Origin of the sequence: Streptomyces lancefieldiae, assembly GCF_031845825.1 — a bacterium.
Taxonomy (GTDB): Bacteria; Actinomycetota; Actinomycetes; order Streptomycetales; family Streptomycetaceae; genus Streptomyces; species Streptomyces lancefieldiae.
This window is the reverse complement of record NZ_JAVRFH010000009.1, coordinates 58764-72639: the sequence shown is the minus strand read 5'-3', so window position 1 is coordinate 72639 and position 13876 is coordinate 58764. Positions and strand designations below refer to the sequence as shown.

The following is a 13876-nucleotide window of genomic DNA, read 5'->3' as shown; positions in this document are numbered from 1 at the left end:
GTTGCCCGGAGGGGGCCGGAGCCCGTTCGGCCCCCTGGGAGGATGGCCCACATGAGCCAAGAGCGCGCAACACAGGTCGACCGGGCCTCCGGCGGGGAAGAGCCACAAGAGCCACTGGCCGTCGTGGCGGCGGCGATCGTTCAGCACGGACGTCTGCTGGTCGTGAGCAAGCAGGCCGCCCCGGAGGTCTTCTACCTGCCCGGCGGCAAGCCCGACCCGGGCGAGGAGCCGTTGCAGGCCCTGTGCCGTGAGCTGGACGAGGAATTGGGCGTCGAGCCCCGGGAGCCCCGGCTGCTCGCCCGGGTCGAGTCGGTGGCGGCCCTGGAGAAGGTGCCCATGCACCTGACGCTCTTCGAGGCCCGGATCGACCGACTGCCCCGGCCCGCGGCGGAGCTGGCCGACATGCAGTGGATCTCCGGACACGAACGCGACGTCCGGCTCGCACCGGCGGTCACGGACCACCTCCTCCCCATGCTGCGGCAGCGCGGCTCCATGGCACTGTAGGACGCCGCCGGGCGGCCACGTGTCCGGCAGTCAACACTCGCCCACCGGGGGCCCGGGGCGGACCCGGTGGGACGGCGGTGCGCGGAACACCGCTCGTCCTCCCCGCCCCCGCCGGTTCCCGCATCGGCAGTGCCGGCCGCGGTCGCCGGGGATGGATCAGGGTTCGTCCCCGGCCGTGAGTGCCGCCGAGGCCAGGGCGGTCGCCGGGTCCTGCGACGCGCCGCCCGCGGGGGTCCAACGACCGCGCTCCTTGCGGTACGGCCACCAACGGCCGTCTCGGTCCAGCCGGAGCTGGTACGGCGCGCCGACGACGGTCCACCGGTTGGCGCGGGGCCGGAGCGACGGCCGTTCGTCCTCGTCCCAGGCCGACTCCAGTGCCGCACGCGCGCGTGCGAGCGCGTCGCCGTCCACCGTCCACTCCTCCTCCAGCACGGAAAGAGCGGCACCGCCCCCGAGCCGCCACGCGCGCACGGCGACGGCCAGCGTCTCCCGGGTGCGCTCCGAGCCGTCGCCGAGACGGTGCAGCACGGCCGGGTCGGGATCACCCGCGGCCAGCCGTACCGCGTCCTGCGAGGCGGTCGGCTCCGGGCCCACGGGCTGCCGGCCGTGCCCGGTCCGCAGGGCCTCCGCGAGCAGACGGTGTGCCTCCGTCGCGGCCTGAGAGGCCAGGAACGACAGGGCGGCCGGGGCGACACCGGCCGGGGGTGCCTTCTCGGTGTCCAGGGACGGCGGCAGACCCGGCCCCTCCTGGAGTACCGGCAGGGCGGGCAGCGGAGGGAGCACGTGCCCCGCCGCGTACGCCTCCGCGGCCTCCACATCCTCCGGACGGGAGGAGGTCTCCTCGGCGGACGCGCCCCCGTGCGCCTGGAGCGCGTCGAGTACGGCGCTCTCCTCACGTCCCCGCATCAGCAGCAGGACGAACGGATCCTGGTCCAGCAGCCTGGCCACCTGGTAGCAGAGCGCCGCGGTGTGCCCGCAGTGGTCCCAGGCACCGCAGTCGCACTCCGGTTCCAGATCGCCCAGGCCCGGCAGCAGGTCGATGCCGGCGGCCGCGGCGTCCTCCACCAGGTGCGGCGGCATGTCGCGGTCCAGCAGGGCCGCGACGTGCCCGGACCGCTCGACCGCCATGTCGACGAAACGGTCCCACTGGGCATCCGACAGCTTCTCCCACAGCACGTCGGCCCGGTGCGCCGTGCGGTCCCGGTCCTGGACGACCGCGGTGATGCGCCCGGGCCGTACCGACACCGCGCCGACCGCTCCCGCGCGCGCGAGCCTGCGTCCCGTCTTCACCTGCCCCGCGTCCATCGCCGCGTCCTCCAGCGCCTTCAGCCATGCCATGCCCCACCAGGTCTGCGCGAAGCCCCGCCCCGGCGCGGGCGGCAGTGCGGCGAACGTCCGTTCCGCGTCCCCGCCGTACCGGGTCATCGGGTACCCCCTCGCAACTCGACCAGATCGGCCAGTTCGTCGTCCGTCAGCTCCGTGAGCGCCGACTCGCCTGTTCCCAGCACCGCGTCGGCCAGTTCCCGCTTGCGGTTCAGCAGGGCGGCGATGCGGTCCTCGATGGTTCCCTCGGCGATCAGCCGGTGCACCTGCACGGGACGGGTCTGGCCGATGCGGTAGGCGCGGTCGGTGGCCTGCGCCTCGACGGCGGGATTCCACCAGCGGTCGTAGTGCACGACGTGCTCCGCGCGCGTGAGGTTCAGTCCGGTGCCCGCTGCCTTCAGCGACAGCAGGAAGACCGGAACCTCACCGTCCTGGAACCGCCGCACCAACGACTCCCGCGCCGTGACGGACGTTCCGCCGTGCAGGAACAGCGAGGCCACGCCGCGGGCGGCCAGGTGTTCTTCGAGGAGGCGTGCCATCTGCACGTACTGCGTGAAGACCAGCACGCTCGCCTCCTCGGCGAGGATCGTGTCGAGCAGTTCGTCCAGCAGCTCCAGCTTGCCCGAGCGGCCCGTGATCGTCGGCCGGTCCTCCTTGAGGAACTGCGCCGGGTGGTTGCAGACCTGCTTGAGGCTGGTCAGCAGTCTCACGATCATGCCGCGTCGCGTCATACTGTCGGCCCCGGAGATCTCCGCGAGCGCCTCGCGCACCACCGCCTCGTACAGACCCGTCTGTTCCGCGGTCAGCGACACGGGATGGTCGGTCTCGGTCTTCGGTGGCAGCTCGGGCGCGATCCCGGGGTCCGACTTGCGGCGGCGCAGCAGAAACGGCCGCACGAGTCGCGCCAGCCGCTCCGCCGCCGCCGGGTCCTGACCGCCCTCGACGGCCTGTGCGTAGCGCCGGCGGAAGGTACCGAGCCCGCCCAGCAGCCCCGGGGTGGTCCAGTCGAGGACGGCCCACAGCTCCGAGAGGTTGTTCTCCACCGGAGTGCCCGTGAGCGCCACGCGCGCGCGTGCGCCGATGGAGCGCAGTCGCCGCGCGGTTTCCGAGTAGGGGTTCTTCACGTGCTGGGCCTCGTCCGCCACGACCATGCCCCACGGCACTGAGGCGAGCCGTTCGGTGTCCAGGCGCATCGTCCCGTAGGTGGTGAGTACGAACTCGCCGTCCGCGAGGTCCTCCAGGTCGCGTCGTGCGCCGTGGAACCGGCGTACGGGCGTGCCGGGCGCGAACCGCTCGACCTCCCGCTGCCAGTTGCCCATGAGTGAGGTCGGGCAGACCACCAGGGTGGGTCCGGCGGCGGACGCGTCCGTCTGCCGGTGCAGGTGGAGGGCGATCAGGGTGATGGTCTTGCCCAGACCCATGTCGTCGGCGAGACAGCAGCCCAGGCCCAACGACGTCATGTGGGCCAGCCAGCCGAGGCCGCGTCGCTGGTAGTCGCGCAGCGTGGCATCGAGGGCGGCGGGCTGTGCCACGGCGTCCTGCGCCTCGGGATCGGCGAGCCGGTCCCGCAGGGTGGCCAGCCATCCCGTGGGGCGCACCTCCACATGGCGCCCGTCGACCTCCGTCGAGCCCGTCAGGGCCGCGGCGAGCGCGTCGACGGGCGTGACCTTGTGGTCCTGCCGGGTGCGCGCGCGGTGGGCCTGCTCGGGGTCGACGAGAACCCATTGGTCGCGCAGCCGCACCACGGGGCGGCCGGCCTCGGCGAGTACATTCAGCTCCTCACGCGTGAGCCGTTCCTCGCCCAGGGCGAACGACCAGTTGAAGGCGAGCAGCGCGTCGGCGGACAGGAACGACGGGCCGGTGTCCGAGGAGCCCGTGCGTGGCACCGACTCGTCGCCGGGCGGTCCGACCTCCGCGCGGGCGGTGAGGTCACGGGAGAGTTCCCGTGGCCAGTGCACGTCGACTCCCGCGCCGGCGAGCGCCCGGGCGCCCGCACCGAGGAGTTCGGTGACCTCTTCGTCGGCGAGCTCGACGGCGTCCGGCACGGCGGCCGACAGCAACGGTGCGAGCGCCGGCCAGGCCCGCGCCGCACGGCGGAGCGCGAGCAGGGCGTCCATCCGCGCGCGCGTGCCGAACGAGTCGTCCATGGTGCCGGCCCACACCTCGGCGGTGTCCGCCACGAGCGCGGGATCGCTCACACTGTGCACCTGGAGCACGGCCCGGAACGCCGGCGGACTGTCCGCCCGGGGGGTGGCCGACAGGCCCCGCACCTCGACGCGCAGTGACAGCCGTACGCCCGCGTCATGTCCCGCGGCGACATCGGCGGCCCACGTGCGCAGCTCGGGCACCCGCTGCGGCTTCCGCGACGCGTAGGCCGGCCCGGCCGTCACGAGCTCGGCCGCGGGGGAGCGGGGCAGTGTGTCGGCGACGGCGTCCAGGAAGCCACGCACCAGCCGCTCCGGGTCGGACAGCCGCAGGGGCTCGCCGTCGTCGACCGGGACGGCGTGCGCCTCCGGAGGCATCGCGGCGGCGAGGTGGCGGACCCGCTCGGTGTCCTCCGCGCGCAGCGGACCCGTGCGCCACGCGTCGTGGTCGGTCGCGGACAGGCCGGGCAGCAACAGCCCGCGCGCCACGAGGTGCAGGGCCTCGACGACGACCGCGCCCCAGAACACGGCGGCCCGGTGGCCGTCCGAGTGAACACGCGCGCGGGTGAGGACCGGCAGGGCCGCCCGCACCGGCAGCAGGACCGCCGGCACGCTCACCCGGCTCACACCGTCGCCCTCGGGCAGTACGACCGTCAGATCCTCCACGGACCCCGACGAGACGGCCCGAGGGGCCTCACCGTCGGACCGCCAGAAGGCGACACGGCCGGCACGGGCCGGGTCCGCGGGGACGAATACGACACAGTGGCGGGCCAGTTCGGAGATCTCGGAGGGCGTCGGCGGGAGATGGGTCTGCGCAGCGATGACGTATTCCTCAAATTTGACTACCGGGGGACGCGATCGCTGATGATACATGATCCATGGGACCGCGAGGTGTGGCCGGGCCGTGGCTTGGGTCACCATGCAGATGACTGGACGCACTCCCCGGACGGCTCGCCGACGGGCTCTTCGGGGCCCGTGAGGGTACGGCCTCAGGGACGTCTCAGGGACGTGTCAGGGTCGCGATACGGAACCGCTGGGAGCTGGGACCCGTTTTCAGGACAGAGAGCGGCAGTGGCCGCGAAGGAGGCGACACCATGTCGAAGAACGCCAAGATCGCAGCAGGGGGTTTGGCGGCCGGGCTCATCCTGCTGATCTGGCTGCCCTGGTGGGCTGCCCTGCTGATAGTTCTGGGAGTACCGGCCGCCGCGTACCTGACCCTGGACCCCTCGCAGCGGCGCAGGCTGCGCCGCGTCACGCGGAAGGAGCTCGGCCGCTGAGTGCTGACGCCGCGCCGCGTCCGTCTCGGCCAGGGCACAGGAGTTGACCACGTCACCGTCCGTGGGCCTGTCGACCGTGTGGTCCGCGGGCGGTGGGGTGCCGCGCTCCACCCACTCGGTCAGCGCGTCGAACGCCGACCGGAAGCAGGGCAGGATCGGCCGGAGCCTGTCGGGATACGTGTCGTACAGCCCGTCGACGTGGGTGCCGCCCCGGATCGTGTAGTAGCGGTGCAGTTCGCCTCGCCCGCTCCCGTCGATCAGGCGTGCGTACACGTCGGAGTAGGTGGTCTTGGGCAGTAGCACGTCCAGATCGCCGTGCAGCGTGATCAACGGCTTGCCGATGCGTCCGGTCAGGGCCACCCGGGCCACCGCGCGGTGGACGGAGACGGGACGTGCCGCGTAGTCGTACCCCGCATCGGACGAACACGGCGCCAGGATCTCCTCCGGCAACGACCCGGCGGTCGGTCCCGGGCAGCGCGGATCACGGGCCGGGTCGAACTCGGCCCGGTAGATCTTCTGCGTCACGCCCCAGTAGGCCTTCTCGTGGTACGGCCACAGGAACTCGGAGCCGCGTGCGAAGCCCGCGGCGTACAAATCCTCGTCCCGTGCCGCGCCGAACATCCGGGCCACCGCGACCGGCAGTGTCGTGAAGAGACCGGGGTCCTTCGTGGTCCACAGCGCACCCTCCCAGTCCACGCCGCCGTCGTACAGTTCCGGGTGGTTCTCCAACTGCCAGCGGGTGAGGTAGCCGCCGTTGGAGACGCCGGTGATGTACGTGCGGCGCGGTGCGTGTCCGTAACGCCGGGCGGCCACCTGGCGGGCGGCCCGGGTGAGCTGGGTGGTCCGGGCGTTCCACTCGGCGATCGCGTCTCCCGGCCGGTTGCCGTCCCGGTAGAAGTCCGGTCCGCTGTTCCCCTTGTCGGTCGCGGCGTACGCGTACCCCTGCGCGAGGACCCGGTCGGAGATCGCCTTGTCCGTGGCGTACTGCCTCCGCGTGCCGGGCGCTCCCGTCACGACGAGGCCGCCGTTCCAGCGGTCCGGCAGCCGGATCACGAACTGCGCGTCGTGCCGCCAGCCGTGTGTGGCGTTGAAGTGGGACGAGTCCGGGAAGTACCCGTCGACCTGGATGCCGGGAACGCCGGACGGCGTGCTGGTTCCGCCGGCCGTCAGTCCCGCCTGGTCGGCCAGGTCGGTGTACCGGGTGCCGGCCAGCCCGGTGGTGGTCAGGTCGTTCAGGCAGGCGGTGCGCTGCCGCGCCGCGCCCGGCACCGGTAAGTGCTCCTGGCCGACGCAGTGTTCGCCCCCGTCGGTCGCGACGGCCGGGACGGGCCCCGTGAGCGAGACCGCCGTCAGAACGGCGGCGAGGAAGGTGACACCACGGGGCAGACGCATCAGGCTCTCCTGGCGCGAGGGGGAAGCGGGGGTGGGGCTCAGAGGTGACCCATCGTGCGAGCCAACACCGCACCTCTTCCATGGGCGTGACCCATATGGAGTAAGAGCCGGACATGGAGGTTGAAGACAGTCCGGGCGTCAGGGCTCGCGACTCCCCGTGGTGAACCGGCTCGCCACTCCCTGGTCAGCTCGGTCGTACGGCCATCTTGTCGAGGGCCTCCAGGAGCCCGGGCAGCGACGGCCCACGGCCCACCGGTATCACCTCACCGGGTTCCTCGTCGAGGAGGATGAAGGCGATGTCGTCGGTTCTGGCGACGAGCGACCAGCCAGGGCCGTCGGCACGCAGCGTCCGCGCGTCCCCCGGTGCGAACGACGACCGGACCCGGCCGAGCGGCGGGGGCGTGTCGACATAGGCGCGGGCCTCAGCGAGCACTCGCCGGATATCGCCTCGTCCGGAGGAACCGGACGTGGCCTGCTCCGCGGTACCGGTCCCGGCGACCTGTTCCGCGCTACCGGTCGCCACGCCCTCGTCGGCGCCGGAGACCTCTTCAGGGGCGTCCACCGCCCCCGACTCCTCGGCCGCCACCGTGAAGTTCGCGTCGTCGACCTGGTCCCGCCACTGCGCCCACTGAAGGGCGATCTCGTCGGCCCCCAGGCGCCGCTGCGCGGGGCCCCAGACAGTGGTGTCCGGCGGTGACAACGCGGGCCGGTCGGCGGACCCGGGGCCGGGATCATGCGGCGCGGGTACGCCGGGGGCCGCCACGGCGACCGCGAGGGGCCAGCCGGGCAGCGCGGCGACGACCGTACGCTCGTCGGGCGACAGGTCGTACTCCATACCGCAGTCCCAGGACGCCACGGCGACGGCGACGAGTGAGACGTCGTCGACGGCGACGGTCCACCGGGCGCCGTCACCGTCCTGACCGAGAACCAGCCCGTAGCCGTCGGCCAGTGGTGGGAGTCCGAGCGCCGCACATGCCTCCGGGTAGTCGTCGCCCAGTACACTCGGGAACTTCGCCGGCGTCAGCAGCACCGCCGTGAGCACGTAGAGCGCATCGTCCGCGGCGGCGACGGCGTCCTCGTCCGTCCCGGCCATCCCTGCCTCCCCATCGGTTCGTCCAATGGCGCGCACCCTAGTGCGACGGGGAAGGCCTTGTCACGACTCCCAGACGCACCCGAGCTGCAGCTTTCCGGCTGGACGGGGGCGAATCGACCACGCGTGCCGGACGGGCCGCTCACGTCACGGGCAGCCCCATGAGTGCGCGCGCCACGTCCCGCGGAGACTCGTCTCGTTCCCGCGCAAGTGTGATCACGGCCCGGCACGCCAGCTCGTTCACCCCGAACGACAGGGCCTCCGGCGACACCCAGCCCGCCGCCTCGTCCATCCGTTCCTGATCGTCGTCCGCACGAGCCGAGACGTACGCGGCGGCGGCCTCGAACAGGTTGTGCGAGCGCGGCTCCCCTCCCGTTTTCCCTTCCGTGCGCCGAGCGGCGCGGGATCTGTACCAAGCCTCGCGGATCCTGCCGAACAAGCTGACCACCCTCCCCTGGCGATTGCCCTGGTCCAATGTGCACATCAGGCTACTCAACGTAGAGTTGAGGGCTCGTCAGCAGAAGGGGGCCACCGGTGAAGCGCTTCGAACGGCTGGAACGGATCCGGCGGATGGACCCGTACGAGGACGCCTCGGAAATCTACCGGCTGGCCTCGGCCTACGAGTTCCCCTGGGACTTCGCCCGCGCCATGGAGCTGGCCCTCTACCGAACCTACGCCGTTCCGAGCATCGGCCGACTGCTGGCCGAGACCGCGGAGTTCACGGACCGGCCGCAGAAGCGGTACGACGACACGGCGCTGTTGCTCGACGCCGTCGTCGAGCACGGCTTCGGCAGCGAGCAGGGCCGTACGGCCATCCGGCGCATCAACCAGATGCACCGCAGCTACGACATCACCAACGACGACATGCGCTACGTCCTGTGCACGTTCGTCGTCATCCCCAAGCGCTGGATCGACGCCTTCGGATGGCGCAGGATGTCGCGCCACGAGACCATCGCCTCCGCCGTCCACTACCGCACCCTGGGACGGCACATGGGCATCAAGTACATCCCCGGGACCTACGAGGAGTTCGAAGCCTGCCTCGACGCCTACGAGGAGGCCAACTTCGCCTGGGACGAAGGGGCCCGTCGGGTCTCCGACGCCACACTCGACCTCATGACCTCCTGGTACCCGCGCCCCCTCGCCCCGCTCCTGCGCACCGGGACGCTCGCCCTGCTCGACGAGCCCCTCCTGCGGGCCTTCCGGTACGCCCCGCCGAGTGCCGCCGTCCGCGCGACCGTGCACCGCGCGGTGTGGTTGCGTGGGCGCGCGGTCCGCCTGATGCCACCGCGGCGCGCCCCGCACCACGCCCGGCAGAACCGGGAGATCAAGGGCTACCCGAACGGCTACCGTCTGGCGGAGCTGGGCACCCGCCCCACCCCGGGGGTACGGGGCTGTCCGGTCCGGCACATCGACACGTCAGCCGTCGAGTGAACGGATCGTGTCCCTCAGCCAGCTGAGTTCGGCCCGGGAGGTGGCGCGCGCGACGGTCAGAAGGCCACGCCGGAACGGATCGTCCAGCTCCTCGGCGCGCAGCGACCGGTCACCGTCGTAGAAGAAACTCGCGGGCTCCTCCAGAAAGGCCAGTCGGCGGCGCAGTACGGCGGCCTGGCCTGCGGCGTCGTCCAGGTGCCGGAGAAAGGCGAGGACCGTGAACCAGCGGTTCTCGTCGGTGATGTCATGCCGCGCGGGTTCGGCGAGCCGTCGGCGCAGCTCCCCTCGGCCCTCCTCGGTGAGTGTCAGGACGTGGCGCGGGGCGGCCACGGAGCCGGGCTGCGTGGTGCGCGCGAGGAGGCCCGCCTGCTCGAGACGCTTGATCGCGGGGTAGAGCGTGCTCTCGGCGACGGGCCGTACGTGCCCGGTGAGTGCGGTGATGCGCTTGCGCAGTTCGTAGCCGTGCAGGGGGGCGTCGTACAGGAATCCGAGGATGGCGAGCTCCAGCATGTCCGCATTCTCGCCCACGACGGCTGTACATCGGGCATCAGGTACCCCGGCGACCAGATACCTCGATCATGCGATACCTCGTGTCCGATGTACTCTCCTGGGAGTCGCGGAGGCGTTGTGCCCCGGCGGAAGGAGGACGAGATGAAAGAGGCCCAGTTCGGTGGCGAGGGCAGCCGCGTCCGCTGGACGGAGACCACAGGGGCGGAACCCGCGCGGGTGTACGTGCACGGGCTTGGGTCGATCTCGTCCGTGTACCACGCCCACATCGCGGCGAGTCCGGAACTGGCGGGCCGTCGCAGCCTCTTCGTCGACCTGCCCGGCCACGGCATCAGTGACCGGCCCGAGCACTTCGGCTACACCCTCGACGACCATGCCGACGCCCTGGCCGCAGTTCTGGACGCGGCGGGCCTGACCGGCGCCGAACTGGTCGCGCACAGTATGGGCGGCGCCGTCGCCATCGTCCTCGCCCACCGACGACCCGAGCTGGTCTCCCGCCTGGTCCTGACGGAGGCCAACCTCGACGCCTCCCCGCCGCCGACCGCCGGCAGCAGTGGCATCGCCTCCTACGAGGAGGACGATTTCGTCAACGGCGGCCACGCGCGCGTACTGGCGGACGTCGGCCCCCTGTGGGCGGCGACGATGCGGCTGGCCGACCCGCGAGCCCTGCACCGCTCCGCCGTCGGGCTGCGCCGGGGCTCGGAGCCCGTGATGCGCGTCCTCCTCGAGGGGCTTGAGGTCGACCGTGTGTACCTGCAGGGCGGACTCAGCGGTGAACTGGCGGGCCGAGAGGACCTGGAGGCTGCGGGTGTACGTGTGGTGACCGTGCCGGGAGCCGGGCACAACGTCATGTTCGACCGCCCCGACGTGTTCGCGGCAGCGGTCGCGGGGCGGTACTGAGCGGTCAGTCCTCGCGGACCGCCAACGCCAGGAAGCGGGCGTCCTCGTCGACGTACGACGTCATGCGCCATCCGGAAGCGGCCAGCAGCGGCCGGAGGTTCGGCTCGGCGCGCAGGTCGTCCGGCGCGATCCGCCGCCCCTGCCGCGCGGCAAGCGCCGCCCTCCCGATCGGGTGGAACAGCGCCAGCACACCGCCGGGACGCACGACGCGCCCCAACTCCCGCAGGTTCCGCGCGGGATCGGGCAGGTGCGCGACGAGGCCCGCCGCGAACACCGCGTCGAGCGATCCCGACCGCAGTGGCAGCGCGGCGACGTCGGTCAGCAGCAACCGCCCGGCGCGGTCCCTCCCGGCATCTACGGCGGCCTGGAGCATGGCGGGCGTCAGATCGGCTCCGAGGACCACCCCCGAGGGCCCCACGGCGGCGCGCAACGGGGGCAGGGCGCGTCCGGTGCCGCAGCCCGCGTCGAGCACGTGGTCCCCCTCCCGCAGTCCCAGCTCGGCGACCGCGGCCGCGTAGGCGGGGCCGTCGTCCGGGAACCGGCTGTCCCAGTCGGCGGCGCGGGCGCCGAAGAACTCCTGGACGTGCGTGTGGTCGTCGCTCATGCTCCGCATGATCCCCCAACGGCACGGAGAGTGCCGCAGCGCGCATCTTCGAACCTGACGCGATCGTTCCGGTGCCCGGCCGGGTCGTGGAGCAACGCTGACTCCCGCGGTGTCGTATGCGAAGGCCTGTGCCGGCGTGGCCCTCGGACCGTGCCGCACCGTGCGCGCGCGGGCCACCACCGGGCGCCCGCGCCGCGACTGGCTGATCACCGCCGTCCCCTCGCCGTCGGTATCGGGGGCTACCTCTTTCTGCCCCAGGCCTTCGTCGCGCTGCCGCCGACGGCGGGCGAGCGCGAGGCTCCGCCCCGCCCCAGCGGCCCGTCGGGAGCACTGCCTCGTGACGGCGGCCCCGGGCGTCGACCGCCCGGAGACAGCGTTCCGCACTGTGCCCCGAGCGAGGAGGTCATGTGTACGCCCCGGACGACCCGCGCAGCCGGCGCGGAAGTACTGTCCCAGCCGTCCGTGCGTGGCCATCGAGCCCACGCCGGACCACCGGCCGGCGGAGCCGTGGGCGATGCGCCGCACTGTGCGCACGGTGATGGTGCCGCGCGACGCCCGGGACCGCGGCTCGGGGAAGGAGGTGCTGATCCGGCCGGCCCGGCTCGTCGAGCAGCCGGGCGGATGCACACCGCCGGCTGCTCGACTCCGTGCGCTGACCGGACCGGCCACCGGCGCAGCAGGGGCCTCAGTCCGCCACGGCCTTCTGGGCCAGAACTTTGTCGATGGTGACACGGACGAGCAGCTCACCCGGAACCCCGTTGCGGGCTCCGAACTCCTCGGCGCGTTCCTCGCCCATGTAGCGGGCCGCGATGCGGGCGGCCCAATGCCGGAGGTCGTCGAGATCCTCCGAGAGCCGCGCGCGCCCCTGCAGCACGACATAGTCGAAGGGCGGCCGGTCGTCGTCCACGCACAGGGCGACTCGCCCGTCGCGGGCCAGATTGCGTCCCTTCACGGTGTCCTTGCCTGTGGTGAGCACCACGTCGTCCCCGTCCAACAGGAACCAGAGCGGCGCGACGTGCGGGCTGCCGTCCGCGCGGACGGTCGAGAGTTTCGCCGTGCGGGTGCCGTCCGAGGCGAACGCCCGCCACTCGTCATCGGTCATCTTCTGTGCCATGCCCCCATCCTGCTTGCCCGGAGCACGGACGTGGTGAAGGCTGGCGGGCAGATCCCCCGGCCAGGGGGAGACAACGCATACGGGGACAACACGGGGAGACCGGATCATGGCGCAGAACCAGGGACTCGGCTGGCTGCTGGACGACCTGACCGAGCGCGTCGAACACGTCAGGCATGCATTGGTCCTGTCCAACGACGGACTGGTGACCGGAGCGAGTACGGGCCTGCGACGCGAGGACGCCGAGCACCTCGCCGCCGTCTCGTCCGGACTGCACAGCCTGGCGAAGGGCTCGGGCCGTCACTTCGGCGCCGGCCGGGTACGGCAGACGATGGTCGAGTTCGACGACGCGGTGCTGTTCGTCACCGCGGCGGGCTCGGGCAGCTGCCTGTGCGTGCTCAGCGGCGCGGAAGCCGACATCGGACAGATCGCGTACGAGATGACGCTGCTCGTGAACCGGGTCGGCGAGCACCTCGATGTCGATGCCCGACAGCCGGGCCGGATATCGTCCATAGAGCACTGACCTGGGCATTCGATGCGCCCATGAGGACGGACGCGAAGTTTTCCACAGGCTCGCCACGGATGTCGTGACGGCGGCTACGGTTTTGTGTCAGGCGGGCGCGGACGGCGTCGGCCGCACACTCCACGGGGGAGACGAGCATGTCCGGCAACACCCTCACGCACGAGGCCACGGCCACCGTCGAGCAGACCGGCACCACCCGCGACACCGCTTACGCTCCGGGCCGTGCGGCGCGAGAACTCCGCCTCAAGCGCAGTGAGTTCGACCTCGCCGTACACCTCGGCCGCATCCGCACCGTACCCGACGAGGGAGGCGGCGGCCGACGCGTCCTCCCCGGTGAGATCGAGCGGATCCGGGCGGCGGAGGGTTTCCCGCAAGCACTGCGCGACAGCGTCCGGACCGTCGGGACGGCGGAGGGCGCGTCCCTCATGCAAGTGACCAGGGCCCGGTTCACCCGCCTGGCACGGCTGGGACTGCTGGTTCCCGTGAGGTTCTACGTCAACCGCTACCGCGCGGTCGTCTGGCTGTATCCGGCCGAGGAACTACGGCAGTTCGCGGCCGACGGGAGGAACGCCGCGCTGCTGAAGGGCCGTACCCCAGAGGGACTGCGTGACCAGCTGGCGGAGGGCCTGGACCTACGGCCCCGCAACTGGCGGGGACGGCACCTGGGATTCCTCCTCCGTCAGGCCGACGACCCGTGGGCCCGGGCGGCGGCCGTGGCCTCGCTGCTCGACCCGGTCGAGGTCTCGGAGATCGTCAGGGATCCCTACGAGCTCTCCCACCTGAACCGGTTCCGTCCGCTGTCGCCGGCCCAGGGCGCGCCGGGCTCCCCGGCCGGACACATCGCCGAGGAGATCAACACGGCGGCCGACCCGGACGAGATCGAGTGGCTCCGGGCGGACCTCGCGGGCGCGGTGGCAGCCGCTCGCCGGCAGCGCCCGGCGCCACGCCCGGATCTTCACCCGGTACCGCTGCCGCCCGGCCCGGCACCGGCACCGCAAGGGGCACAGGAACCGGAGGAACCCGGACGGCTTCGCGGTCTGCTCGGCCGGATGCGACGCAAAGGCCCTTGA

The 13876-nt window shown here is 72.3% G+C and carries 13 protein-coding genes and 1 pseudogene; 6 read left to right on the top strand and 8 right to left on the bottom strand.

Annotated elements, in window-relative coordinates:
* Positions 1 to 51 precede the first annotated feature (51 nt).
* Positions 52 to 504 (top strand): NUDIX hydrolase, encoded by a 453-nt coding sequence (locus RM812_RS11540; protein WP_311572368.1) that lies wholly within the window; start codon positions 52 to 54, stop codon positions 502 to 504.
* A 156-nt stretch (positions 505 to 660) separates the two neighbouring features.
* Here the strand turns inward: RM812_RS11540 and RM812_RS11535 are convergent, their stop codons facing one another.
* A complete protein-coding gene (locus RM812_RS11535) occupies positions 661 to 1929 on the bottom strand; it encodes an SWIM zinc finger family protein (protein WP_311572367.1) in 1269 nt (422 codons plus the stop codon).
* Entirely contained in the window at positions 1926 to 4844 is a 2919-nt protein-coding gene (locus tag RM812_RS11530) for a DEAD/DEAH box helicase (RefSeq protein WP_394816443.1), read from the bottom strand. The genes RM812_RS11535 and RM812_RS11530 overlap by 4 nt, the downstream gene beginning before the upstream one ends.
* 221 nt (positions 4845 to 5065) lie before the next feature.
* Between RM812_RS11530 and RM812_RS11525 the strand changes: the two genes are divergently transcribed.
* Entirely contained in the window at positions 5066 to 5248 is a 183-nt protein-coding gene (locus RM812_RS11525; RefSeq protein WP_311572531.1) for a hypothetical protein, read from the top strand.
* A gap of 24 nt (positions 5249 to 5272) precedes the next feature.
* Here RM812_RS11525 and RM812_RS11520 read toward each other — a convergent pair.
* The 3 genes and pseudogenes from RM812_RS11520 to RM812_RS11510 form a co-directional block, all read right to left on the bottom strand.
* Positions 5273 to 6640 (bottom strand): annotated as a pseudogene (locus RM812_RS11520) (tannase/feruloyl esterase family alpha/beta hydrolase); the annotation flags it as partial.
* A gap of 184 nt (positions 6641 to 6824) precedes the next feature.
* Entirely contained in the window at positions 6825 to 7733 is a 909-nt protein-coding gene (locus tag RM812_RS11515; RefSeq protein WP_311572365.1) for a hypothetical protein, read from the bottom strand.
* A gap of 139 nt (positions 7734 to 7872) precedes the next feature.
* Positions 7873 to 8169 carry a hypothetical protein gene (locus tag RM812_RS11510; protein ID WP_311572364.1) on the bottom strand — a complete coding sequence of 99 codons (297 nt, stop codon included), beginning with the start codon at positions 8167 to 8169 and terminating at the stop codon, positions 7873 to 7875.
* A 95-nt stretch (positions 8170 to 8264) separates the two neighbouring features.
* On the opposite strand from RM812_RS11510, the gene RM812_RS11505 reads away from it, so the two are divergent.
* Positions 8265 to 9161 carry an oxygenase MpaB family protein gene (locus RM812_RS11505; protein ID WP_311572363.1) on the top strand — a complete coding sequence of 299 codons (897 nt, stop codon included), beginning with the start codon at positions 8265 to 8267 and terminating at the stop codon, positions 9159 to 9161.
* Here RM812_RS11505 and RM812_RS11500 read toward each other — a convergent pair.
* Complete coding sequence (locus RM812_RS11500) at positions 9147 to 9671, bottom strand: PadR family transcriptional regulator (RefSeq protein ID WP_311572362.1); 525 nt, start codon at positions 9669 to 9671, stop codon at positions 9147 to 9149. The genes RM812_RS11505 and RM812_RS11500 overlap by 15 nt on opposite strands.
* A gap of 141 nt (positions 9672 to 9812) precedes the next feature.
* Here RM812_RS11500 and RM812_RS11495 point away from each other — a divergent pair, with 141 nt between their 5' ends.
* Positions 9813 to 10568 (top strand): alpha/beta fold hydrolase, encoded by a 756-nt coding sequence (locus RM812_RS11495; protein ID WP_311572361.1) that lies wholly within the window; start codon positions 9813 to 9815, stop codon positions 10566 to 10568.
* 4 nt (positions 10569 to 10572) lie between these two features.
* On the opposite strand, the gene RM812_RS11490 is transcribed toward RM812_RS11495, so the two are convergent.
* Entirely contained in the window at positions 10573 to 11172 is a 600-nt protein-coding gene (locus RM812_RS11490; protein WP_311572360.1) for a class I SAM-dependent methyltransferase, read from the bottom strand.
* Between the two features lie 685 nt (positions 11173 to 11857).
* The gene (locus RM812_RS11485; RefSeq protein WP_311572359.1) at positions 11858 to 12286 is read right to left on the bottom strand and encodes a PPOX class F420-dependent oxidoreductase; all 429 of its coding nucleotides are present in this window, start codon (positions 12284 to 12286) and stop codon (positions 11858 to 11860) included.
* 106 nt (positions 12287 to 12392) lie between these two features.
* On the opposite strand from RM812_RS11485, the gene RM812_RS11480 reads away from it, so the two are divergent.
* Both RM812_RS11480 and RM812_RS11475 read left to right on the top strand, forming a co-directional pair.
* The gene (locus RM812_RS11480; protein ID WP_311572358.1) at positions 12393 to 12806 is read left to right on the top strand and encodes a roadblock/LC7 domain-containing protein; all 414 of its coding nucleotides are present in this window, start codon (positions 12393 to 12395) and stop codon (positions 12804 to 12806) included.
* 137 nt (positions 12807 to 12943) lie between these two features.
* Positions 12944 to 13876, top strand: coding sequence for a DUF6397 family protein (locus tag RM812_RS11475; RefSeq protein WP_311572357.1), 933 nt, complete (start codon positions 12944 to 12946; stop codon positions 13874 to 13876).

Coding starts and splice junctions, on each gene's coding strand:
- RM812_RS11500 (WP_311572362.1), bottom strand. CDS start 9,671: ATGCTGGAGCTCGCCATCCTCGGATTCCTGTACGACGCCCCCCTGCAC.
- RM812_RS11475 (WP_311572357.1), top strand. CDS start 12,944: ATGTCCGGCAACACCCTCACGCACGAGGCCACGGCCACCGTCGAGCAG.
- RM812_RS11490 (WP_311572360.1), bottom strand. CDS start 11,172: ATGAGCGACGACCACACGCACGTCCAGGAGTTCTTCGGCGCCCGCGCC.
- RM812_RS11485 (WP_311572359.1), bottom strand. CDS start 12,286: ATGGCACAGAAGATGACCGATGACGAGTGGCGGGCGTTCGCCTCGGAC.
- RM812_RS11525 (WP_311572531.1), top strand. CDS start 5,066: ATGTCGAAGAACGCCAAGATCGCAGCAGGGGGTTTGGCGGCCGGGCTC.
- RM812_RS11535 (WP_311572367.1), bottom strand. CDS start 1,929: ATGACCCGGTACGGCGGGGACGCGGAACGGACGTTCGCCGCACTGCCG.
- RM812_RS11495 (WP_311572361.1), top strand. CDS start 9,813: ATGAAAGAGGCCCAGTTCGGTGGCGAGGGCAGCCGCGTCCGCTGGACG.
- RM812_RS11480 (WP_311572358.1), top strand. CDS start 12,393: ATGGCGCAGAACCAGGGACTCGGCTGGCTGCTGGACGACCTGACCGAG.
- RM812_RS11530 (WP_394816443.1), bottom strand. CDS start 4,844: ATGTATCATCAGCGATCGCGTCCCCCGGTAGTCAAATTTGAGGAATAC.
- RM812_RS11515 (WP_311572365.1), bottom strand. CDS start 7,733: ATGGCCGGGACGGACGAGGACGCCGTCGCCGCCGCGGACGATGCGCTC.
- RM812_RS11540 (WP_311572368.1), top strand. CDS start 52: ATGAGCCAAGAGCGCGCAACACAGGTCGACCGGGCCTCCGGCGGGGAA.